At 48.4% G+C, this 20,410-nt stretch carries 19 protein-coding genes and 1 pseudogene; 7 read left to right on the forward strand and 13 right to left on the reverse strand.

The window, feature by feature from the left end:
* From FHS77_RS07760 to FHS77_RS07770, 3 genes are read right to left on the reverse strand one after another with little or no spacing between them, the layout of a single operon-like run.
* Nucleotides 1-702 (reverse strand): ABC transporter ATP-binding protein, encoded by a 702-nt coding sequence (locus tag FHS77_RS07760; RefSeq protein ID WP_184222035.1) that lies wholly within the window; start codon nucleotides 700-702, stop codon nucleotides 1-3.
* 1 nt (nucleotide 703) lies between these two features.
* Nucleotides 704-1,486: an ABC transporter ATP-binding protein gene (locus FHS77_RS07765; protein WP_184222037.1), complete on the reverse strand. Its 783-nt coding sequence runs from the start codon at nucleotides 1,484-1,486 to the stop codon at nucleotides 704-706.
* Nucleotides 1,487-1,500: 14 nt separating this feature from the next.
* Nucleotides 1,501-2,691, reverse strand: coding sequence for an ABC transporter substrate-binding protein (locus tag FHS77_RS07770; RefSeq protein WP_374786223.1), 1,191 nt, complete (start codon nucleotides 2,689-2,691; stop codon nucleotides 1,501-1,503).
* Nucleotides 2,692-2,939: 248 nt separating this feature from the next.
* On the opposite strand from FHS77_RS07770, the pseudogene FHS77_RS07775 reads away from it, so the two are divergent.
* The 3 genes and pseudogenes from FHS77_RS07775 to FHS77_RS07785 all read left to right on the forward strand — a co-directional run bounded on the left by FHS77_RS07775 (nucleotide 2,940) and on the right by FHS77_RS07785 (nucleotide 4,888).
* Nucleotides 2,940-3,846 (forward strand): annotated as a pseudogene (locus tag FHS77_RS07775) (LysR family transcriptional regulator).
* 189 nt (nucleotides 3,847-4,035) lie between these two features.
* A complete protein-coding gene (locus FHS77_RS16375) occupies nucleotides 4,036-4,584 on the forward strand; it encodes a methylated-DNA--[protein]-cysteine S-methyltransferase (RefSeq protein ID WP_184222041.1) in 549 nt (182 codons plus the stop codon).
* Nucleotides 4,585-4,666: 82 nt separating this feature from the next.
* Nucleotides 4,667-4,888 carry a superoxide dismutase gene (locus FHS77_RS07785; protein WP_343060975.1) on the forward strand — a complete coding sequence of 74 codons (222 nt, stop codon included), beginning with the start codon at nucleotides 4,667-4,669 and terminating at the stop codon, nucleotides 4,886-4,888.
* 100 nt (nucleotides 4,889-4,988) lie between these two features.
* Here FHS77_RS07785 and FHS77_RS07790 read toward each other — a convergent pair whose 3' ends face one another.
* The 7 genes from FHS77_RS07790 to FHS77_RS07820 all read right to left on the reverse strand — a co-directional run bounded on the left by FHS77_RS07790 (nucleotide 4,989) and on the right by FHS77_RS07820 (nucleotide 10,851).
* Nucleotides 4,989-5,903, reverse strand: a complete 915-nt coding sequence (locus tag FHS77_RS07790) for a sugar kinase (RefSeq protein WP_184222043.1) — start codon at nucleotides 5,901-5,903, stop codon at nucleotides 4,989-4,991.
* A 1-nt stretch (nucleotide 5,904) separates the two neighbouring features.
* Nucleotides 5,905-6,825 carry a 2-hydroxyacid dehydrogenase gene (locus FHS77_RS07795; protein WP_184222045.1) on the reverse strand — a complete coding sequence of 307 codons (921 nt, stop codon included), beginning with the start codon at nucleotides 6,823-6,825 and terminating at the stop codon, nucleotides 5,905-5,907.
* Entirely contained in the window at nucleotides 6,822-7,556 is a 735-nt protein-coding gene (locus FHS77_RS07800) for an amino acid ABC transporter ATP-binding protein (protein WP_184222047.1), read from the reverse strand. Before FHS77_RS07800 ends, FHS77_RS07795 begins: the two co-directional genes overlap by 4 nt.
* A gap of 55 nt (nucleotides 7,557-7,611) precedes the next feature.
* Nucleotides 7,612-8,409, reverse strand: coding sequence for a transporter substrate-binding domain-containing protein (locus tag FHS77_RS07805; RefSeq protein ID WP_184222049.1), 798 nt, complete (start codon nucleotides 8,407-8,409; stop codon nucleotides 7,612-7,614).
* Nucleotides 8,410-8,444: 35 nt separating this feature from the next.
* The gene (locus FHS77_RS07810; protein ID WP_184222051.1) at nucleotides 8,445-9,101 is read right to left on the reverse strand and encodes an amino acid ABC transporter permease; all 657 of its coding nucleotides are present in this window, start codon (nucleotides 9,099-9,101) and stop codon (nucleotides 8,445-8,447) included.
* A gap of 1 nt (nucleotide 9,102) precedes the next feature.
* Nucleotides 9,103-9,771 (reverse strand): amino acid ABC transporter permease, encoded by a 669-nt coding sequence (locus FHS77_RS07815; protein WP_184222053.1) that lies wholly within the window; start codon nucleotides 9,769-9,771, stop codon nucleotides 9,103-9,105.
* 66 nt (nucleotides 9,772-9,837) lie between these two features.
* Entirely contained in the window at nucleotides 9,838-10,851 is a 1,014-nt protein-coding gene (locus FHS77_RS07820) for a LacI family DNA-binding transcriptional regulator (protein ID WP_184222055.1), read from the reverse strand.
* Nucleotides 10,852-10,999: 148 nt separating this feature from the next.
* Here FHS77_RS07820 and FHS77_RS07825 point away from each other — a divergent pair, with 148 nt between their 5' ends.
* Nucleotides 11,000-11,368: a VOC family protein gene (locus FHS77_RS07825; protein WP_184222057.1), complete on the forward strand. Its 369-nt coding sequence runs from the start codon at nucleotides 11,000-11,002 to the stop codon at nucleotides 11,366-11,368.
* A 249-nt stretch (nucleotides 11,369-11,617) separates the two neighbouring features.
* Here FHS77_RS07825 and FHS77_RS07830 read toward each other — a convergent pair whose 3' ends face one another.
* Nucleotides 11,618-12,232, reverse strand: coding sequence for a LysE family translocator (locus FHS77_RS07830; protein WP_184222059.1), 615 nt, complete (start codon nucleotides 12,230-12,232; stop codon nucleotides 11,618-11,620).
* A 145-nt stretch (nucleotides 12,233-12,377) separates the two neighbouring features.
* Nucleotides 12,378-13,187, reverse strand: coding sequence for a helix-turn-helix transcriptional regulator (locus FHS77_RS07835; protein ID WP_184222139.1), 810 nt, complete (start codon nucleotides 13,185-13,187; stop codon nucleotides 12,378-12,380).
* Nucleotides 13,188-13,405: 218 nt separating this feature from the next.
* Between FHS77_RS07835 and FHS77_RS07840 the strand changes: the two genes are divergently transcribed.
* On the forward strand, nucleotides 13,406-14,104 hold the full coding sequence (locus FHS77_RS07840; protein ID WP_184222061.1) for a phosphatidylserine decarboxylase: 699 nt from the start codon (nucleotides 13,406-13,408) through the stop codon (nucleotides 14,102-14,104).
* A 59-nt stretch (nucleotides 14,105-14,163) separates the two neighbouring features.
* On the opposite strand, the gene FHS77_RS07845 is transcribed toward FHS77_RS07840, so the two are convergent.
* Complete coding sequence (locus FHS77_RS07845; RefSeq protein ID WP_184222063.1) at nucleotides 14,164-17,793, reverse strand: hydantoinase B/oxoprolinase family protein; 3,630 nt, start codon at nucleotides 17,791-17,793, stop codon at nucleotides 14,164-14,166.
* A gap of 126 nt (nucleotides 17,794-17,919) precedes the next feature.
* On the opposite strand from FHS77_RS07845, the gene FHS77_RS07850 reads away from it, so the two are divergent.
* Both FHS77_RS07850 and FHS77_RS07855 read left to right on the forward strand, forming a co-directional pair.
* Nucleotides 17,920-18,525, forward strand: coding sequence for a winged helix DNA-binding protein (locus tag FHS77_RS07850; protein ID WP_246431267.1), 606 nt, complete (start codon nucleotides 17,920-17,922; stop codon nucleotides 18,523-18,525).
* 11 nt (nucleotides 18,526-18,536) lie between these two features.
* Nucleotides 18,537-20,387 (forward strand): ABC transporter ATP-binding protein, encoded by a 1,851-nt coding sequence (locus FHS77_RS07855; RefSeq protein WP_343060973.1) that lies wholly within the window; start codon nucleotides 18,537-18,539, stop codon nucleotides 20,385-20,387.
* The last annotated feature ends 23 nt before the right edge of the window (nucleotides 20,388-20,410 follow it).

Below are 20,410 nucleotides of genomic sequence, written 5' to 3' on the forward strand. Positions count from 1 at the left end.
TCAAACCCCCAGCACTTTATTGAGTTCGTCCATACGATCAGACAACTCATGAACCGGAAAATCACTGACCATCTGGCCGTGATCCATTAAATAAAAGCGGTCGGCTATTTTGCGTGCAAAGCGGAAATTCTGCTCCACCAGCACGACCGTCATGCCGCGCTCTTTGAGTTTCAAAAGCACTTCACCAATGCGCTGTACAATCACCGGCGCAAGCCCTTCTGTCGGCTCATCCAGCAGCAAAACTTTCACGCCGGTGCGCAAGATGCGCGCCATCGCCAGCATCTGTTGTTCGCCACCCGACAATTTGGTGCCAGGACTATTACGACGCTCCAGAAGGTTCGGAAACAGCTCGTAAATTTCATCCAGGCTCATGCCACCACTGGCAACAACAGGGGGAAGTTTTAAGTTTTCTTCAACCGTCAGCGTTGCAAAAATTCCGCGTTCTTCAGGTACAAATCCCATGCCGTAACGGGCGGTGCGATGCAGCGGCACGGACATCAAATCCTTGCCACCCAGTTTAATCGTGCCCTTACGCTTGCGGATAATGCCCATAATGGTGCGCAATGTGGTGGTTTTACCCACGCCGTTACGACCCAAAATTGTAATCATTTCACCTTCATTGACATGGAGATCAACGCCATAAAGCGCCTGACTTTCGCCATACCATGCCTCAAGGCCGGAAACTTCGAGGAGTGCCGCCATCTTAGTCTTCCTCCGTCCCCATATAGGCTGTGCGAACACGGGGGTCTGCTGACACTTCAGCGTAATTGCCCTCAGCCAAAATTTCGCCGCGCTGTAACACGGTAATATTATGCCCGATATCAGCCACAACTTTCAAATTATGCTCCACCATCAAAACCGCGCGGGTCTTGGCCACTTCGCGGATGAGGTTTGCAACATGCTCCACATCCTCGCCGCCCATCCCGGCCATCGGCTCATCCAGCAGCAGCACTTTGGGATCAAGCGCCAAGGTCGTGGCAATTTCCAGAACGCGTTTGCGCCCATAAGAAAGATCTGCCGCCAATGTATTGGTTTCATTGGTCAAACCTACCAAGGCCAAAAGCTCTTCTGCGCGTTGGTTGAGGCTGTTAAGCGAGGATAATGGCCGCCAAAATTGCGTTGCCAATTTGTTAGGGCGCTGCAAAGCAACGCGTACATTTTCCAGCAATGTCAAATGTGGAAAAACGGCTGAAATCTGGAATGAACGGACGAGCCCCATACGCGCGACCTTATCAGGTCGCGCATTGGTAATATCTGTGCCATCAAACACAATGGTTCCGCTGCTGGGCTGAAGAAACTTCGTCAGCAGATTGAAAACCGTGGTTTTTCCGGCACCATTGGGTCCGATCAATGCATGCACGCGGGCATGTTCCACATTAAGATCAACATTCTTGACCGCCGCAAAGTCACCAAAGGTTTTGCTCAAACCTTTGGCTGAAAGCACAATACGGGGGCTTTCATGTTTATCCAAAGCTGCATTCATCATAAAAGCGACCTCTCTTACTGTGCAACCAGAGAGCAACCGCTTTTTGCAGGATCGAGATAGGCTTCCTCACCAGGGATTGTTGCCAGAACATTATAATAGTCCCATGGCTCTTTGCTATCAGCAGGCTTTTTCACTTCCAGCAAATAAAGATCACTGATCATACGACCATTTTCTGCAACGCGGCCATTCTTAGCAAAAACGTCATTAACCGGCAGTTCTTTCAAAGCTTTTGCAACTGCATCGCCTTCATCTGTACCGGCTTTATCAATTGCTTTCAGGTAGCTGAGAACGGCTGAATAGGTTCCGGCATGAACCATGTTTGGCATCGCACCGGTGCGTTCCATGAAACGTTTGCCAAACTCACGGGATTCATCATCACGATCCCAATAGAAGCTCTCGGTCAGGGTCAGACCCTGTGCGGCTTCAAGGCCAAGGCCATGAACTTCAGCGATGGTGAAAAGCAAACCGGCAAGGCGCTGGCCACCGGCAGTGATGCCAAATTCGGCTGCCTGTTTAATCGCGTTAGATGTATCAAGGCCAGCATTGGCAAGGCCGATAACTTTAGCGCCAGAAGACTGTGCCTGCAGGAGGAAGGAAGAATAATCAGCGGTTGAAAGCGGGTGACGAACCGCACCTAAAACAGTACCACCTTTTTCTTTGACAAATTCAGAGGTGCTTTTTTCCAAAGAATAACCAAAAGCATAGTCAGCGGTGAGGAAGAACCAGCTGTCACCGCCCTGCTGCACCAATGCACCGCCGGTACCATAGGCCAGCGAGTTAGTATCAAATGCCCAATGGAAACCATAAGGGCTGCACTGTGCGCCGGTCAGTTCATTGGTCGCGGCGGCGGTGTTGATAGTGATTTTCTTCTTATCTTTACTCAGCGCCTGAACGGCCAAGCCAACCGATGAAGAGGTCAGTTCCATGATAGAATCCACACCTTCGGTATCATACCATTGGCGGGCAATATTGGAGGCAACGTCGGTTTTGTTTTGGTGATCAGCCGTCACCACTTCAATCGGCGCACCAAGCACTGTGCCACCAAAATCTTCCGCAGCCATTTTGGCTGCCTCATAAGAGTATTTACCGCCGAAACTGGCATAAACACCCGACTGGTCATTCAAAATACCAATCTTAACTTTTCCATCTGAAATATCAGCCGCATAAGCACTGGTGCTTGCAGCCAAAGCCATCATGGCTGACATGAAAATTTTTGCTGTACGCATGTTTTCTCCTCCCAGAGATAAAATGGCAGCTGGCCTCAAATCGTTTTCTTAAAAGCAAGGCAGAGCTTATGCTTTCGAAAATTTTAGTGTGACCACTCCCGTTTTGTGGTGCCAGACGACTTAAGTTTCAGCAAACGGAGCGTTGACACAAGAGCCATCTCTTAGCAGAATGCGAACAGGTTCTGTTTATTTTTGTACAGAACTCTGTAAAAGCGGAGGGGCAAAACGTGTCGACTGCATTTTCCTGGAATGATTTGCAATATTTTTTAGCTGTCGCAAGGACCGGGCAATTATCAGCCGCAGCGCGCAATCTGCGTACTACTCATGTGACTGTTTCACGCCGCATTGAACAGCTGGAATTTGCACTCAAAGCTAAATTATTTGAACGCAATCCGCGCGGTTACGAGTTAACGACAATTGGGCGAAGGCTGGTCGATACAGCCGAAATTATCGAAGCAGAAGCGGAGCGTTTACAGGCACAAATTTCCGACAGTGTCAGCCAGTTACGTGGTCTTGTGCGCCTGAGTGCACCGGAAGGAATTTCAAATTTTTTCTTCGTTGAGAAACTCACACAGTTTGCTGAAATTCACCCCCCATATCAACGTAGAATTGCTTACAATTCAACAGATTATGGCACTTTCGCGTAAGGAGGCAGATGTAGCTATAACGCTTGATCCGCCTAAGGCCGGCCCATATATTAATAAGAAAATTATCGACTATACTCTGCATATTTATGCAACCCGCGACTATTTAAGAAAACACCCGCCAATCACGCAAAAAAAGCAATTATTACAGCATTTTTTCATCGGATATGTGCAGGATCTGGTCTTCTCTCCCGGCCTTGATTATATGCGCGATGTGCTGCCCGGTTTGCGCCCTAATTTTCAGTCAACAAGCATTAGTGCCCAGCTTAAAGCTACTCTATGCAGCCGTGGTTTATGTGTACTTCCATATTTTATTGCACAAGGTTTTCCTCAGCTTCAAATAGTGCTGCCGGATGAAGTAGAGCTTAAACGGGGCTACTGGCTAACGTGCCATAATGATGTCGCCAATGCGCAACGTGTTGGCTCTCTGATGACCTACATTCTGGAAACTTTACGTGCCAATAAAGACTTCTTCAATCGGCATCATTGATGTTTATCTGTACAGTTTTGATCGTCTCATATTATACTTATTGATAAGAAATCCATAAATTTTAGTGGGTGATTATTTACTCGTGAATGCAATCATACCTTTAATCTCAGTGGCAATTTGTCAGAATCACAAGACAGATTTCGCATTAAGTTCTATGCTGCATCACAGGACACAGGGCTTTAAAAGCATATGACGGCTGAACTTATATTGCATCATCTTCATACAGGCACGGTGCTTGATCCGCTCTATTATGTGACGCGTAACGACATTCTGATCGGGCTTGATTTCGGCCCCGCTGAAGGACGACTGACAACATTATTAAAACGTCGTTTTGCGGATGATTTTACTATCAGAGTGACACAACACAGGCATCCCGTTGATGTTGTTATCGAGAATTATTTAAACGGTGACCTGCATGCAGGCGAGGATTTAGTCGTTGATTGTGGCGGAACACAGTTTCAGCAGCGAGTATGGGCCGCTCTTCGCACCATACCGGTTGGTAAAACATGGAGTTATGGTGAACTGGCGACAAAACTTGGCACGCCGAGTGCTGCGCGAGCTGTCGGCCTTGCCAACGGGCTTAACCCTGTGAGCCTTTTTGTACCTTGCCACCGCGTGATTGGTAGCAACGGCACTTTAACCGGCTATGCCGGTGGCTTAGCACGTAAAAAATGGCTGCTGAAACATGAGAAGGCGTTGGTGGACAACGAAACACCTTCACTGTTCTCCTTTCTGTAAATGAATTTCTTCTCTATGCGCACAAACAAAAAGCCGGTTATAGTTTTCTCTTTAACTGACTTTCATAATCGCAAATACTAAGATCAGCAGCGATAGTTCTGGCTGGGCTTGGCTGGTATTTGACGGTGAAAAATCAAGAATTACCAAAACCGGTAATGCTGATATGCCATTAACAGATGGTCATCACGCTTTGCTGACCTGCGATGTCTGGGAGCAGACTTATTATATCGATTACCGCAATATACGCCCGAAATATGTCGATGCTTTTTTAAGCCATCTGGTCAATTGGGAAATTGGTTACTGAGCACTTTGTAACGGCAATAGCATAAATTATAAATAAGCCGAATAAGACGAGTGAAACATCAAATCACTGGTTTTATTCGGCGAAATGATCGTTCAATATATTAAGCAGGCATTGCAGCCGTTGGAATGATAGCACCCGGATGCAGCACAACAATTGCAGCTAATTTTGCTGCTTGCTGAATAGCTGTTTTTGCATCCAGTCCATCGCCGCGCGCTGCCAGAAAAGCAGCATTAAAGCTATCACCCGCGCCTGTGGTATCAATCGCTGTGACAGCCTCTGGCAGCTCATATTGCTCGACTTCACCGGAAGCGGCGCTACGATAAAATACGTTGCCGCCACCTGTCGTTAAAATAATCTCGGCGTCACTAAGCGATATGAGTTTCTGCATCGCTACAACAGGTGAATAAATGCCAAAACAGGCTTCAATATCATCCAGCGAAGGTAATAAAACAGTTGCTAATTTTGCTGCCTTAGTGATCAATTCGCATGCTATTTCTACATTTTCCCATAACACCGGCCGGTAATTCGTATCAAATATAATCTGCGTGCCTTGTTGTTTTAACACAGCAAGTTTTTTGAAAAAATGGGCTCTGCCTTCCGGCTTTAAAACTGCTAATATGATTGCTGAAAAAATAAGCACCGGAGCCTTTTCAAGATCAGCAAGATGCGCAGCATTGTCGAAATAAGTACGGAATGGTGACTGATCCCGCCAATAGGAAAAGCTGCGTTCGCCCTTCGCGTCGGTTGAAATAAAACTCAAGCTGGCACGGGCATTTTCATCAACTGCTAAGGCCGAAACATCAACGCCCTCAGCAGCGATTGTCTCACTTAGCCAGCGACTATGCAGATCATTGCCAACGCGTGACAAATAGCCAACAGAGCCTGCCTTTGTCAGTCTCGCAAGATAGATTGCTGTATTAAGCGTATCGCCACCGGCACGGCGATCAAATGTCGAAGGCTCATCACGGCGTGATGTAAATTCAACTAAAGGATCGCCAATCGCCAGATAACGCATGTTACACCTCGTAAGGGGTCAGTAAAGGTTTGCCAGCCACATAAGCTGCCAGATTATCAAGCACCAATTGTGCCATGGCACGGCGGGCTTCACTGGTGGCAGAACCCACATGCGGGGTGAGCACGCAATTAGGCGCTTTCATCAAGGCTTCCGGCACATGAGGTTCATCATCGAAAACATCCAGCGCAGCACCTGCAATCATGCCGCTCGTAAGGGCTAGTGCTAAGGCTTCAGCATCGACCAACGGGCCACGTGCAACATTGATGACTATGCCGTTTGTACCCAAAGCCGATAAGGTTTCGCGCCCGACCAAACCATTATTATCTGCATTTGCCGATGCGGTTACAAATAAGAGTTCGCACTCGTGCGCCAGGGAAATGACATCTGCGCAATAAGTGTCAGGCGTATCTGATTTGCGGCTACGTGCCGTATAGAAAACTTCAAGGCCTAACCCGCGCAGCAGATCGGCAAGTTTGCGTCCGATGCGTCCATAACCCAAAATACCAGCTCGGCGCCCAAGAACTGAGCTTCCAAGGGGCAACTTACCATCAGTTGCCCATTTACCGTCACGAATAAAACGATCACCTTCAGCAATACGACGCGCCGATGCAAAGGCCAGCCCCAATGCCATTTCTGCAACAGCAGATGAAAGCACATCCGGCGTTGTCGTAACCTGAATGTCGCGCTTCTTCGCTTCACTCAAATCAACCGCATCAACACCCACACCATTGACCGCAATCAGACGCAGATTTGGCATTTTAGCCATTTGCTCTGCGGATAAACCAACGCTTCCTGATGTCAGCACCATTTCCACATCGGCCGCGTCGTTAATATCGCGCACTACATCATAGTTTTTAGCCAATTGCTCAGCCATTTCTTGCGGCTTAAGTTCTGCCAAAACCAAAATGCGTGGGCAACTCATGCAATTTGCCCCAAGAAATTGCGCAAGCGCTCATTTTTCGGGTTTTTGAAGAATTCGTCTGGCGTATTTTCTTCAACAATCACGCCCTTATCCATGAAGATAACGCGATCTGCCACCGCACGGGCAAAATCCATCTCATGGGTCACACAAAGCATTGTCATCCCGTCGCGGGCAAGATCTACCATTGTGTCCAGCACCTCTTTGACCATTTCAGGATCAAGTGCACTGGTCGGCTCATCAAACAACATGATACGTGGCTTCATGCAAAGCGCGCGGGCAATAGCAACGCGCTGCTGCTGGCCACCGGAAAGCTGCGCCGGATATTTATTGGCCTGCTCCGGAATTTTCACACGTTCCAAATATGCACGCGCTGTTTCTTCTGCTTCCGCACGCGAAATTTTGCGTGTTTTCATTGGCGCGAGAATACAATTCTCCAACACGGTCATATGCGGAAAAAGATTAAAAGATTGAAAGACCATGCCGATATCACGACGGATCAGCGCTGCATTACTGCCACCGGCAGTTAGTTCCACACCGTCAACGGTGATGCTGCCAGACTCGATCGCTTCAAGCTGATTGATCGTACGGATCAGTGTTGACTTTCCTGAGCCCGAAGGGCCGCAGATAACAATCTTTTCACCGCGGCCAACAGTCAGATTAATATCATTCAAAGCATGAAAGGCCTGATAATATTTATTAACGCCGCGCATTGTGATGATTGGTTCAGCCATGATCTCTCTTCTCCTCAAAATGCCCGACCGTCGCCGGTCGGGCACTTAGTCATTTTTATTGAGCTGCTTTAACAAAATCCGGCAATGGTTCAGACAACCACTTATTATGGATTGTGTCCAAAGTGCCGTCAGTTGTTGCCTGCGTTACAAAAGCATTGATCTTTTCAAGCAAAGCATCAGAGCCCGGCGAAACGGCAATGCCTTGCACCTGACTGGACATGTCAAACTTCTTATTAAAACGATCACCTGTTGCTTTAACAATTTCAGCCATCACAACATTTGAAAGGCCGATCAGCTTAACCTGACCGGAAAGCAACGCCTGAGCAGCAGTCGCATCATCATCAAAACGACGGATATCAGCATCGGCTGGTGCAACTTTAGTCACACCAATATCCTGCGTTGAGGCACGGGCAACGGCAACAGACTTGCCTGACAGCTCTTCAGGTTTGGTCAGTTCCAAAGTTTTATCGCCATAAACAGCAGTGCTGATACCGGCATAGGCTTTGGAAAAATCAACTTTCTGCGCACGTTCTTCAGTCACACCGAGAGAGGCAACCAGCACGTCAACCTGACCTGACAACAGATAAGGAATGCGGTTTGGACCAGTAACCGGTACAATCTGTGCCTTTACGCCTAAATAGTCACCCAATGCTTTGGCAACATCGGCATCATAGCCATCAGGTGTGCCCGACGCATCCAGAATACCAAAAGGCGGGAAATCAACCAGCATACCGATTTTAACGGTTCCGGCCTTTTCAATCGCTGCCAGATCAGCAGCTGCTGCTGGCAAAGCCAAGCCAAGCGCAACAGTCGCGGCAGCAACATATGAGAATAAACGAGTGGAAAATTTCATAGACTTCTCCTCCTTAAACGATGATTATTGAGTATTTAACGGGTAATTGCGAGACGCATACGTGCTTCCAGCCTGCGCGAGAGGACAGAAAGCGGCCAGCACAAAATGAAATAAAGAGCGGCAACAATACCGAACACCAAAAATGGCTGGAAAGTCGCATTATTGACGATTTGGCCAGCGCGGGTCAGCTCTGCAAAACCAATGATGGATGCCAATGATGTGCCTTTAATCAGCTGCACCAAAAATCCGACCGTTGGCGCCACTGACAGACGCATCGCCTGTGGCAGCACAACATAGCGCATACGGTTAAAATAGGAGAGCGACAAGGCAAAAGACGCTTCGCTCTGACCAGAAGGCACTGCATCAATTGAGCCGCGCCAAATCTCGCCCAAATAGGCACTTGCATGCAGCGTCAAAGCAATTGCTGCCGCAATCAGCGGGTTAATCGGAAAGCCCATTACCGCAAGGCCAAAATAGACCAAAAACAACTGCATCAACAGCGGCGTGCCCTGAAACAGACGAATGAATCCTGCTGAAAAGCCACGCAGCCATACATTGCCGGATGTACGCGCCAATGCAATGATCAAGCCACCAATAGCGCCACCTGCAAATGCAATAGCAGACAAAATCAATGTCCAGCGTACAGCCATAACAATGAATAAGACATCAGCGGAAGAAAACTCACGGATCATGTCAGCGCCCCAACGGATATGTGAACAAAAAGCGGCGGATCACTGCAAACAGACTTGTAAAGCCAAGTGACAGCACAAAATACATCACGCTAAGCACCAGATAAATTTCAAAGCTGGCGAAAGTTTTTGCATTTAAATCGGCCCCCATCGAGGCCAGATCATTAGCCGAAATGGCAGACACAACGCTCGACGTTAAAAGCAAATAAATAAACTGGCTCGTCAGCGAAGGATAAATACTTCTCAGTGCAGGCTTGATCACAATATAACGGAAAATCTGCATTCGTGACAGGCTCAATGCCCGCCCCGCTTCTATCTGCCCCTGCGGAATAGATTCAATACCCGCACGAATGATTTCAGTACCATAAGCCCCGACATTAATCACAAGCGCAACAAGCGCTGCCGTGTTGGGCGACATACTAACACCAACCGCCGGCAACCCGAAGAAGATGAAAAAGATTTGAATAAGGAACGGAGTATTGCGGATCACCTCCACATAAACACCAACCAGCCAGCGCAAAAATGGCATTGTTGACGTTTTGGCCATCGCTCCCAAAACAGAAACAACAAGGCCCAGCACCATCGCGATAAGCGAGAGGCGTACCGTTAACCAAGCACCGTATAACAACAAATCAAGGTTGTTAAAAACCGGTTCGAAATTGAGCTGATACATCGCCCCTCTCCGCGGATATTGCTAATTTCACAATTTAGAACGATCTAAATGAGAAAAATAACAGAGTCAAGCCATGTTTAAAGCACTACTCGCCCGTATGATCAGACGCGGCTCAACGATTGATCTTTCCACTTGAATACCAGGACAAACCAGGCGCCGCGCTAATAATCTTGCGGCCATTTCGCCAATACGTGCAGGGTCTACTGCCACACTTGTCAAAGGCGGATATGTCAGTTCTGCAAGCGGCAAACCGTCAAGACCAATCACTGCTATGTCACGCCCCGGTTCGCAACCGGCACGGCGCAAGCCCAGCATTAAGCCGGCCGCCAAAATATCGTTAAAACACAAAACAGCCGTGGGTTTTCCAGGCAAAGCAAGCACTTGCGCGGCAGATTGCTCTGAGCCTTTCCATGATAATTCGGCCTCAATAATGCCCGCATTTTCAGCCCCGCACAATGCTAAAGCTTCGGTTACACCATCAAGACGCTCTTCACGTGCTGATGTGCGTGCCGGTACTGATAAGAAAGCTATACGTCGGTGCCCTTGACCAACCAAATGCTGTATCGCCAGCAGAATGCCGGCGGCATAGTCGGCACCGGCATAATCGGTTGCGCTTGTCCCTACCTCACGTAAAGTTTGCACAACTGCCAAACCCCATTTTTGCAAGCGTTCCGGCAAATCAGGGTCTGTTTCTTCTGCCGGGCACAGAATCACACCATCCACACCATGGCCACGGAAGCGTTGCAAAATAGCATTCTGCCGTGTGGTATCATCCTGACTATTTGCCAAAAGAACAACACGGTCTTCCTCTTCCATAACTCGCTCAACACCAGCAAGAAACTCGGTAAAAAAGGAATTCACCAGATTGGGGACGATAACACCGATTGTATGACTACTATTACTACGTAATCTCGCAGCCCCAAGATCACGCACATAATCGAGCTCGGCCATCACCCGCTCAACTTTTTTGCGTGTATCTTCAGCCACCAAAGGGGATTTTCGAACCACGAGCGATACTGTTGCCCGCGACACTCCCGCAGCACGCGCAACTTCCAACAATGTAACTTTTCTGTGATCCATATCCCGATTCCGTAGCTTTTAGCCTTCCTTATAACTTAAACCAGAAGATGTAACATCTGCGAGCCGGAAGAAACAAAAAGGCAAAGTGAACAGATCATAACTTATGATAGATAATTAACATGATGAGCTGTCAGAAGGAGCCAATAAGATGAAATTACTATGCCTTGACCACGTACAATTAGCGATGCCTGAAGGCGAAGAAAATAAAGCTCGTTCTTTCTATCAAGGATTGTTAGGACTTACCGAAGTGGAAAAACCGGAGAACCTTAAAAAGAGAGGCGGCTGCTGGTTCCAGTCTGGTGATATCAAAATACATCTTGGCGTCGAGATGCCATTTACACCAGCTACCAAGGCACACCCGGCTTTTGTTGTCAGCGACTTAAATAAACTGGCAGAAATCATGCAACAGGCTGGTTATCGCGTCGTTACAGATGAACCACTCGTTGGATTTGATCGACTTTATATTGATGATCCGTTTGGCAACCGTATTGAATTCATGCAACCCGCTGTTGTGTAAAAATTCAACCCGAGGAGAATATTGTTTTATTTATAAGAAACTTCATCCTGTCCTTGTTTTAGCCATATTGTGCGACTATATATTTTCTCAGGCATTGCTGATGAGCGCTTATCTCACAGCGCTCGCAACTGCCTAATGTCATTTAGAGCCTTTGACCACGGATGTACTGGCACTGAGTTTAAATGACGAACTGAAGGTCGGTGCAGAGTTGCCCCGGCCTTTTTTGTTGCCTGAATTTCTAAAGCTTTCTTATCGCTGGGTAAACCAAAGTTGGACGGCAAGCGTTGCAAAAGCAGCAGAAAATCCTCGTCGCATCCAATTTTGAACAGAATTGCTAGAAATGACATATTGGCGAACGGAAGCTGCAAATACGCCGTAAATCGCAAAAACAATAAAAGTCAGCAGCATAAAAATTAAACTTAATTGCAGCATTTGACTAAACTGCGAAGTGTGATTCACCGAAACAAATTGCGGTAAAAATGCAAAGAAAAAGATTGATAATTTCGGGTTGAGAAAATTAATAAGAATGGCAGAAACTATGATCTTATGTGGATTTTTATCAGTTTTTGTATTGCCGTTAAGGCTTAGCATTCCACGCGCACGGAACATCGCCCATGCCATATAGAGCAAATAAACAACACCCAGATATTTGATGAACTGAAAGGCAAGCGCACTGGTGTGAAGCAGCACGGCCAATCCGCTGATCGCTGCCATGATATGGGGCACAATGCCTAATGTGCAGCCAAATACTGCAAAAAGGCTCATGCGGGCACCATCAGACAAGCCGATGGCGACAGTATAAATTGCGCCAGTACCGGGCGAAGCAACAATGACTAAGGACGTTAGAAAGAATTCAAGCGTCATGCCAAACACCCTTCTGAGAAGAAGGAATGATGATAAGTCACTGCCATTCTGTTTTGGTTATCTAGTTGCAGAAGCATTTTTGACCTCATTGGTTTTTAGCCAACTGATCAGTTACAAATCATCGCGTCTTGAATAAAATTGCAGATTAATGCTGTGCCGCAGCATAATTGCCGGGTGTCATGCCATAGGCACTGACAAAAAGCCGTGTCATGTGGCTTTGATCCGCAAAACCACATACGTGCGCTATATTTGACAGTGCCTCACCTGTCGCAATCATTATCCGTGCGCGTTGTAATCTGCGCTGCACAAGATAAGCATGAGGTGTCAGGCCTGTAAATTTTGAAAAGCCTCGGATCAACTGGAACTGGCTGATGCCTGCAATATTTGCCAACTCATCAAGCGTCACTGCAACGGAGGGGTCATCATCAATACGGCTTTGAGCCTTTACAATGTTTTTGGGAACGGCATTTTTATGCTCACACGAAGCGAGTTCAATTAAGCGCGCCAATAGTATAAGTAAATTTTCATGAAATTGAATTTCACTATCACCGCCATTTTTATCAGTGATCGCGCGATATAGGTTCAAAAATAACTTTGCGGAAACCGGATCTTTGATAGCAGGGTGAGAGAGTTCCGCCATATTGTCACGTCCGTCAGTCAATGCATGAATTGGCTTTATAAAAACGGCAGGATCAAAGTATAACATCTGCCAACTGCGACCATGATCACCGATAGGTGAGCCATCATGGACTTCGTCAGGATTAACGGTAATTACATCACCTGCTTCGGCCTCAACTACCCCACGCCCGCTTAAGGATTTTTGCGCTCCGCGTAGAATGACACCAATGCCAAATTGGCCGTGTATATGACGACCAAATGTATGAGCGGAATCGGCGGCAACGGCCTCAACACCTCTTATTTCGCTACGGATTATATGAAACCGACCTCTGCTCATAACAATAAGCATATAATAAAAAGGCATATTTCATAAGAGCCAATAAAAGCGCCGTATGTAGAAATGAAAAGCGCATTAGAAATACATCTTTAGCTAGCGGCTGGCCTGACCATTATAATATATCCGGCGTAGCGTCTTAATCCCAACTGCCCCTATGCTCACTCATCAAGACTTACTAACGCTCATCATCAAAAGCGGCGCTCGTGAAGGATGTTGGTATGAGCATATTATCTTCAATTAATGACTGTTTCGTTCCCATTCATAAAAAAGGTTATCCATTTTTATTGAGCGGCATTGCTGCAACAATCGGTTTAGCCTTTCTGTCAGCTCACTTGTTTTGGGTCGTGCTCATCATCACCATTTGGGTCGGTTATTTTTTTCGTAACCCACAGCGCACCACCCCGATAGCGGATGGTATTGTTGTTGCTCCTGCCGAAGGTCACGTCAGTATGATTACTGAAATTGCGCCACCATCAGAACTTGGCCTATTGAGTGAACCCATGCTGCGCGTTTCTGTTTTCATGAGCATCTTTGATTGTCATGTGAACCGCATGCCCGTCAGCGGAACAATCCGTCGTATCGCTTACAGACCAGGCAAATTCTTCAATGCAGAACTGGATAAGGCCAGCGACCATAATGAGCGAAACGGGCTGGTTATTGAGACGCCTTACGGAAAAATTGCAGTCGTGCAGATCGCTGGACTTATCGCCCGACGGATTGAACACTGGGTGAGTGAGGATCAGCAAATGGAAGCCGGTGACCGCTTTGGGCTTATCCGCTTCGGATCACGCCTTGATGTTTATCTACCTCTTGGCACACCACTGAATGTCTCTGTCGGGCAAATTGCAGTGGTTGGTGAAACTGTACTGGCACATTTAAATGACAGAACCAATTCCGGACATTTTAAAACAAGCTAAAAGAAAAATCCGCGCCTTTTTTATATAAAAGGCGCGGGGTTTCCATCAATAATAACAGATTATTTTTTACCGTAACCGCCACCGGTTGGGGTAATCACCGTAAAGGCCTCACCAGCCTGCAAGACGACCTGATCGCAACCTTGCAGAACCTGACGTGTACCGTCCAGACGACGAACCTCGTTACGGCCAAGCTCACCTTCTTCGCCGCCTTCCAGTCCAAACGGACGCACGCGGCGATGTCCGGAAAGAATGGCAAATTCAAGCTCTTCCAATGCACGGATGGTGCGATGAGTGCCATCACCTGCCGTCCACTGGCCGCGTCCGCCGGAATTTTCCCGAATATGGAAATCTTCCAGCATGACAGGGAAACGCGTTTCCAGAATTTCCGGATCAGTCAGGCGTGAATTGGTCATATGCGTGTGCACTGCATCCGCACCATTAAAACCCGGGCCCGCAGGTGCACCGGAACAAATCGTTTCATAATACTGATATTCATCATTACCGAATGTCAGATTATTCATCGTTCCTTGTGCCGCGGCCATCGCTTTGGTTGCGCCAAACAAGCAGTTGGTAACGGCCTGACTAACTTCCACATTACCCGCCACAACGGCAGCCGGATAATGCGGTGACAACATCGAACCTTCAGGAACAACCACTTTGATCGGGCGCAGGCAACCGGCATTCATCGGAATATCGCCTGTAGCCAAGACGCGGAAAACATACAAAACCGCCGCACGGGTCACCGGCTCAGGCGCGTTGAAATTATTCGGCTGCTGTTGTGAAGTGCCGGTAAAATCAACCACAGCTTCGCGGTTAACGCGATCAACAGTGATATTAACCTCAATCTTGCAGCCCTGATCCATTTCATATGTGAAACCGCCATCCGGCAGCTGATCCAGCACACGGCGCACGCTTTCAGCAGCATTATCCTGCACATGCCCCATATAGGCTTTCACGACATCTTCGCCGAAATAAGCAATCATTTTGCGCAGTTCAGTGACGCCCTTTTCGTTAGCGGCGATTTGCGCTTTCAGATCATTGACGTTTTGTGTCAGATTACGAACCGGATATGTCGCGCCATTCAACAAGTCTGCCAGCCCATCTTCACGGAAATGTCCTTGATCGACCAGTTTGAAATTGTCGATATAGACACCTTCCTGCTCAATATTAACCGCCAGCGGCGACATTGAACCCGGCGCAATACCACCAATATCCGCATGGTGACCGCGGCTTGCGACCCAAAAACGGATTTCTGTTTGTGCATCATCAAATACAGGCGTGCAAACGGTCAGATCCGGCAAATGCGTGCCGCCATTATAAGGCGCGTTAATGAGGAAAACATCACCCGGTTTGATAACCGGATTTTCGCGAATAGCCGTTGCAACCGACGCATCCATCGAGCCCAAATGCACAGGCATATGCGGCGCATTGGCCACCAGATTGCCTGTTGCATCAAACACGGCACATGAGAAATCGAGGCGTTCTTTGATATTCACCGAATAAGCGGTGTTTTGCAACGTGACACCCATCTGCTCAGCAATCGACATGAACAGATTATTGAAAATTTCCAGCATTACCGGATCGGCATCGGTGCCAATCGCCACGCGTTGCGGCAATGCCTTGATGCGGGTCAGCACCACATGATCATGACTGGTCAGACGTGCCTGCCAGCCATCTTCAATCACAATGGTCTGATTTTTTTCAATGATGATTGCAGGGCCGGTTACGGTTTGGCCGCGCTGCATGGTTTCGCGCACGACAACGGATGCATCATGAAAAGCACCATGCGAATAAAAACAGGTGTGGCGCGAAGCTGTCGCTTCGCCAGCATCAATAACTGAGCCTTTTGCTTCACCTTCACCAGCACCACCGCCAACGGTTTCAAATTCGATGGCATCAATAACCAGTGCTTTATTTTCAGCAATGAACCCAAAGCGGCGTTTATGGGCGGCTTCAAACTCAGCGCGCAAACGCTCGGCCTGATCATGCTGCGGATAGGTTGCTTCAATTGAAAGCACCGTATCCGTACCGGCATAGCGAATATGCGCACGCAAATGCGTGTTAATCACATCTTCTTTGACGCCTTGTGCGGTGAGTTCATCCATACATTCTTGCGCCAGTTCTGCACCGAGTGCGAATAATTGCGCAGGCGCATCCGCATCCAGATTAACACCGAGCGCCTTTTGGCGTGTGGCACGAATATCGGCCAAGCCCATACCATAGGCAGACAACAAGCCCGACATCGGATGAAGCAGGATATTTTTCATGCCCAGTGCATCAGCAACCAAGCACGCGTGCTGCCCGCCTGCTCCGCCAAAGCAATTGAGCGCATAGCGGGTAACGTCATAACCACGCTGCACGGAGATTTTCTTGATCGCTTCAACCATATTGGCCACAGCAATGCGAATGAAGCCATCAGCAACGCTTTCAGGCGAACGGCCATCGCCGATTTCATAAGCCATTTGCGTGAAAAGCTCACGCACACGCTCCACATCAAGCGGCTTGTCCTGATTAGCACCAAAAATCGACGGGAAATAATCCGGCATCAACTTGCCGAGCATCACATTGGCATCGGTTACCGCTAATGGCCCGCCATTGCGATAGCAGGCAGGACCCGGATTAGCACCCGCAGAATCAGGTCCAACACGGAAACGTCCAGCATCAAAATGAAGAATAGAGCCGCCACCAGCCGCAACGGTGTGAATCAGCATCATGGGTGCGCGAACACGCACACCTGCAACCTCTGTTTCAAAAGCGCGCTCATATTCACCGTCAAAATGGGCAACATCAGTTGATGTGCCGCCCATATCGAAACCAATAACCTGATGGAATCCGGCCGTTTCACCTGTGCGCGCAAGGCCGACAACACCACCGGCCGGCCCTGACAAGATCGCGTCTTTGCCCTGGAACATATCAGCGGCCGTTAATCCGCCGGATGACATCATGAACATTACGCGGGCGCCGGTGCGCTCCACATCCAGCTCGCGCGAAACCTGCGCTACATAACGGCGCAAAACCGGTGACAAATAAGCATCAACAACGGTTGTATCACCGCGCCCGACCAGTTTGATCAATGGCGACACTTCATGACTGACAGAGACCTGCTCAATGCCGAGATCACGGGCAATTTTCGCAACTTGTGCTTCATGCTGAGGGAATTTGTAAGCATGCATAAAGACGATCGCGACAGCATTATAGCCTTCAGCTTTAAGGGCACGCAAAGCGCTTTCAGCCTGCTCTAAATCAAGCGCTTCATCAACGCTTCCATCGGCCAAAATGCGCTCGTTAATTTGCACAACCTGATCATAAAGAGCTTCCGGCTTGATGATTTCGGTCGCAAAAATATTCTTGCGCTCCTGATAACCAATACGCAGCGCATCACGGAAACCTTTAGTGGTTACGAGTGCCAGCTTTTCGCCTTTACGCTCAAGCAAAGCGTTGGTTGCAACTGTTGTGCCCATGCGCACTTCACCGATTGCACCTGTGGGCACCGGCTCACCATCGCGCAAACCGAGATGCAAACGAATCCCCTGAACAGCAGCATCTTTATAAGCAGACGGATTTTCCGAGAGCACTTTACGGGCATGAAGCTGCCCTTCAGGGTCGCGACCGATAACATCCGTAAATGTACCGCCACGATCAATCCAGAAGTCCCAGACTTGCGAAATCTGTGGTGCCGTTCCGCTCATTTATCGGATCCCTTGTGAGAAAATAATCATTATCCAGCGTGTTTACCAGAAAACATTGTTTCATTTTATTGACAAAATGTCGATAAGATGGTGACATAAAATACATGAGATTGGGAGCGTGGCAATATGAGCAATAAAAAAACTAGTGTGAAGGATGATGACAATCCGGTATTGGCCGAGAAAAATTTGTCTGAAAATCTTTTGCCTGAACATTTGCGTAATGCGCCTTCCATCACGCCGATTGTTTCTTCTGCTCATTTGGCTGAAGGCGGCTCGACCGCTTTATCCGAAGTCGAGTATGGTTTAATTCTCGCCTCTCATGCTTTTTCCCGTTGGATGGTGCGGTGCATGGCAGCAGCAGGTTTGCCAGGACTTTCCCCGATTGAAATTCTGATCCTGCATTCCATCCGCCATCGCGGACGTGAAAAAAAACTTGCTGATATCTGTCTTGTTCTCGATATTGAGGATACGCATGTTGCCACTTATGCATTACGCAAGCTGGAAAAAGCAGGCCTGCTGACCACCGGAAAAGCAGCCAAAGAAAAAACTGTTCGTATAACCGAAAAGGGTGCTGATGCCTGTGCGCGTTACGCGCAAATCCGCGAGCGTTTGCTTGTGGGGGCAACGGCCAATGCACGCCCTTCGGAAGAAACCCTGTCTGAAGTGGCATCTTTGCTTCGCTTTATGTCGGGCGCATTTAATCAGGCAGCACGTTCTGCCATTACGCTATAAGGATGACCGGAGTGAACGACGCACAGCTTCGCCAAACAGCTGAAATCCAGCCATTGCTGGAAGTCAAAAATCTCTCCGTCGAGTTCGGCACGGCGCGGGTCGTCGACCAATTAAGCTTTTCTGTCCAACCCGGCAAAACATTGGCCATTGTCGGCGAATCCGGCTCCGGTAAATCCATTACATCGCTTTCGGTGATGCGTCTGGCCGATATGCAGGGCGCGTCATATCCGGAAGGCGAAATTCAATTTACCGGCACAAATGGCACTTTAAACCTGCTTGAAACCGAGCAGAAGACCATGCGCCGTATTCGTGGCAAAGAAATTGCCATGATTTTTCAGGAGCCGATGACGTCGCTTAATCCGGTTTTCACCATTGGTGACCAGATTGCCGAAGTATTGATGCTGCATGAAAAACTGTCAAAGAAAGACGCCTTGAAAGAAGCGCAGCGCCTGCTGGAAATGGTACGCCTTCCTGATGCTGCGGGCTTATTGTCACGTTATCCGCATCAGCTTTCCGGCGGTATGCGCCAGCGTGTAATGATTGCGATGGCACTTGCTTGCCGTCCAAAACTTCTGATTGCCGATGAACCGACCACCGCACTGGATGTTACCATTCAGGCGCAGATTTTGCACATCATCCGCGACCTCCAGAAAGAACTGGAAATGGCCGTGATTTTCATCACCCATGATATGGGGGTTGTTGCAGAAATGGCTGATGATGTGGTTGTCATGTGGAAGGGCAAGAAGGTTGAGGAAGGCGCGGTCAGCGATATTTTCGCCAATCCGCAGCATCCTTATACAAAGGTTCTTTTGTCAGCTGTGCCAAAGCTTGGCAGCATGGCCGGTGAAGATTTCCCGATCAGAACACCAGTCACTATGCTTGAAGACGGCAAGCCGGTTCAGGTCGGTGAAACACGTATTCAGGATACTGCCCGTTTAGACCAGTCACCGCTTTTGTCGGTGCGCGATTTGTCGGTGCGCTTTAACATCAAAAAGAACATGTTCGGACGTGTCACCCATGTTTGCAATGCGGTGTCACAAGTCAGCTTCGATATTCATCCGGGCGAAACACTGGCATTGGTGGGTGAATCCGGTTCCGGTAAATCCACCATCGGTCGCACAATTCAGCAATTGCAGCAGCCACTGGCCGGCGATATGCGCTTTAACGGCAAAGCCTATTCGGATATGAGCGCGACTGAGCGTTTCCGTATGCGCCAGGAAGTACAATATATCTTTCAAGACCCGTTTGCTTCGCTTGACCCGCGCAAGACTATTCGCTTTTCCATTGCCGAACCAATCCGCACCCATGGCCTTATTCTGGATGAAGCATCCATCACCAAACGCGTTGACGAATTGCTCGAACGCGTTGGTTTAAGTTCAGCGGTCGCCAATCGCTATCCGCATGAATTTTCCGGCGGACAGCGCCAGCGTGTTTGTATCGCGCGTGCACTTGCATCCAACCCGAAACTCATTATCGCCGATGAGGCCCTCTCCGCACTGGACGTGTCAATTCAGGCGCAGATCATCAATCTGTTTATGGATTTACAGAAAGAGCACGGGCTCGCTTATCTTTTCATCAGCCATGATATGGCAGTCGTTGAAAAAATGAGCCATCGCGTTGCTGTACTTTATCTCGGCCAGATCATGGAGCTGGGCTCACGCCGTCAGGTGTTTGAAACCCCGTCTCATAATTATACGCGCCGCCTGCTTTCTGCCGTTCCTGTGGCCGATCCGCTGGCGCGCACAAACCGTCCAATGCTGGAGGGAGAAATTCCAAGCACCACCAGACGGATCGAAGATAAGCCGCAGATCTGGGCTTATGAAGAAGTGGCCAACGGCCATTTCATTGCCCGTAATACCTAAGACCTGACAATAATTTATATAAA

Source organism: Paenochrobactrum gallinarii (assembly GCF_014205685.1).
Lineage (GTDB): Bacteria > Pseudomonadota > Alphaproteobacteria > Rhizobiales > Rhizobiaceae > Paenochrobactrum > Paenochrobactrum gallinarii.

Excerpts from the sequence above, each read along its gene's own strand:
- FHS77_RS07800 (WP_184222047.1), bottom strand. The coding sequence starts at position 7,556 with ATGGCTGAACCAATCATCACAATGCGCGGCGTTAATAAATATTATCAG.
- FHS77_RS07825 (WP_184222057.1), top strand. The coding sequence starts at position 11,000 with ATGAAATTACTATGCCTTGACCACGTACAATTAGCGATGCCTGAAGGC.
- FHS77_RS07850 (WP_246431267.1), top strand. The coding sequence starts at position 17,920 with ATGAGCAATAAAAAAACTAGTGTGAAGGATGATGACAATCCGGTATTG.
- FHS77_RS07770 (WP_374786223.1), bottom strand. The coding sequence starts at position 2,691 with ATGTCAGCCATGATGGCTTTGGCTGCAAGCACCAGTGCTTATGCGGCT.
- FHS77_RS07830 (WP_184222059.1), bottom strand. The coding sequence starts at position 12,232 with ATGACGCTTGAATTCTTTCTAACGTCCTTAGTCATTGTTGCTTCGCCC.
- FHS77_RS07820 (WP_184222055.1), bottom strand. The coding sequence starts at position 10,851 with ATGGATCACAGAAAAGTTACATTGTTGGAAGTTGCGCGTGCTGCGGGA.
- FHS77_RS16375 (WP_184222041.1), top strand. The coding sequence starts at position 4,036 with ATGACGGCTGAACTTATATTGCATCATCTTCATACAGGCACGGTGCTT.
- FHS77_RS07765 (WP_184222037.1), bottom strand. The coding sequence starts at position 1,486 with ATGATGAATGCAGCTTTGGATAAACATGAAAGCCCCCGTATTGTGCTT.
- FHS77_RS07760 (WP_184222035.1), bottom strand. The coding sequence starts at position 702 with ATGGCGGCACTCCTCGAAGTTTCCGGCCTTGAGGCATGGTATGGCGAA.
- FHS77_RS07810 (WP_184222051.1), bottom strand. The coding sequence starts at position 9,101 with ATGATCCGTGAGTTTTCTTCCGCTGATGTCTTATTCATTGTTATGGCT.
- FHS77_RS07790 (WP_184222043.1), bottom strand. The coding sequence starts at position 5,903 with ATGCGTTATCTGGCGATTGGCGATCCTTTAGTTGAATTTACATCACGC.
- FHS77_RS07795 (WP_184222045.1), bottom strand. The coding sequence starts at position 6,825 with ATGAGTTGCCCACGCATTTTGGTTTTGGCAGAACTTAAGCCGCAAGAA.
- FHS77_RS07835 (WP_184222139.1), bottom strand. The coding sequence starts at position 13,187 with ATGAGCAGAGGTCGGTTTCATATAATCCGTAGCGAAATAAGAGGTGTT.
- FHS77_RS07840 (WP_184222061.1), top strand. The coding sequence starts at position 13,406 with ATGAGCATATTATCTTCAATTAATGACTGTTTCGTTCCCATTCATAAA.
- FHS77_RS07815 (WP_184222053.1), bottom strand. The coding sequence starts at position 9,771 with ATGTATCAGCTCAATTTCGAACCGGTTTTTAACAACCTTGATTTGTTG.
- FHS77_RS07805 (WP_184222049.1), bottom strand. The coding sequence starts at position 8,409 with ATGAAATTTTCCACTCGTTTATTCTCATATGTTGCTGCCGCGACTGTT.
- FHS77_RS07845 (WP_184222063.1), bottom strand. The coding sequence starts at position 17,793 with ATGAGCGGAACGGCACCACAGATTTCGCAAGTCTGGGACTTCTGGATT.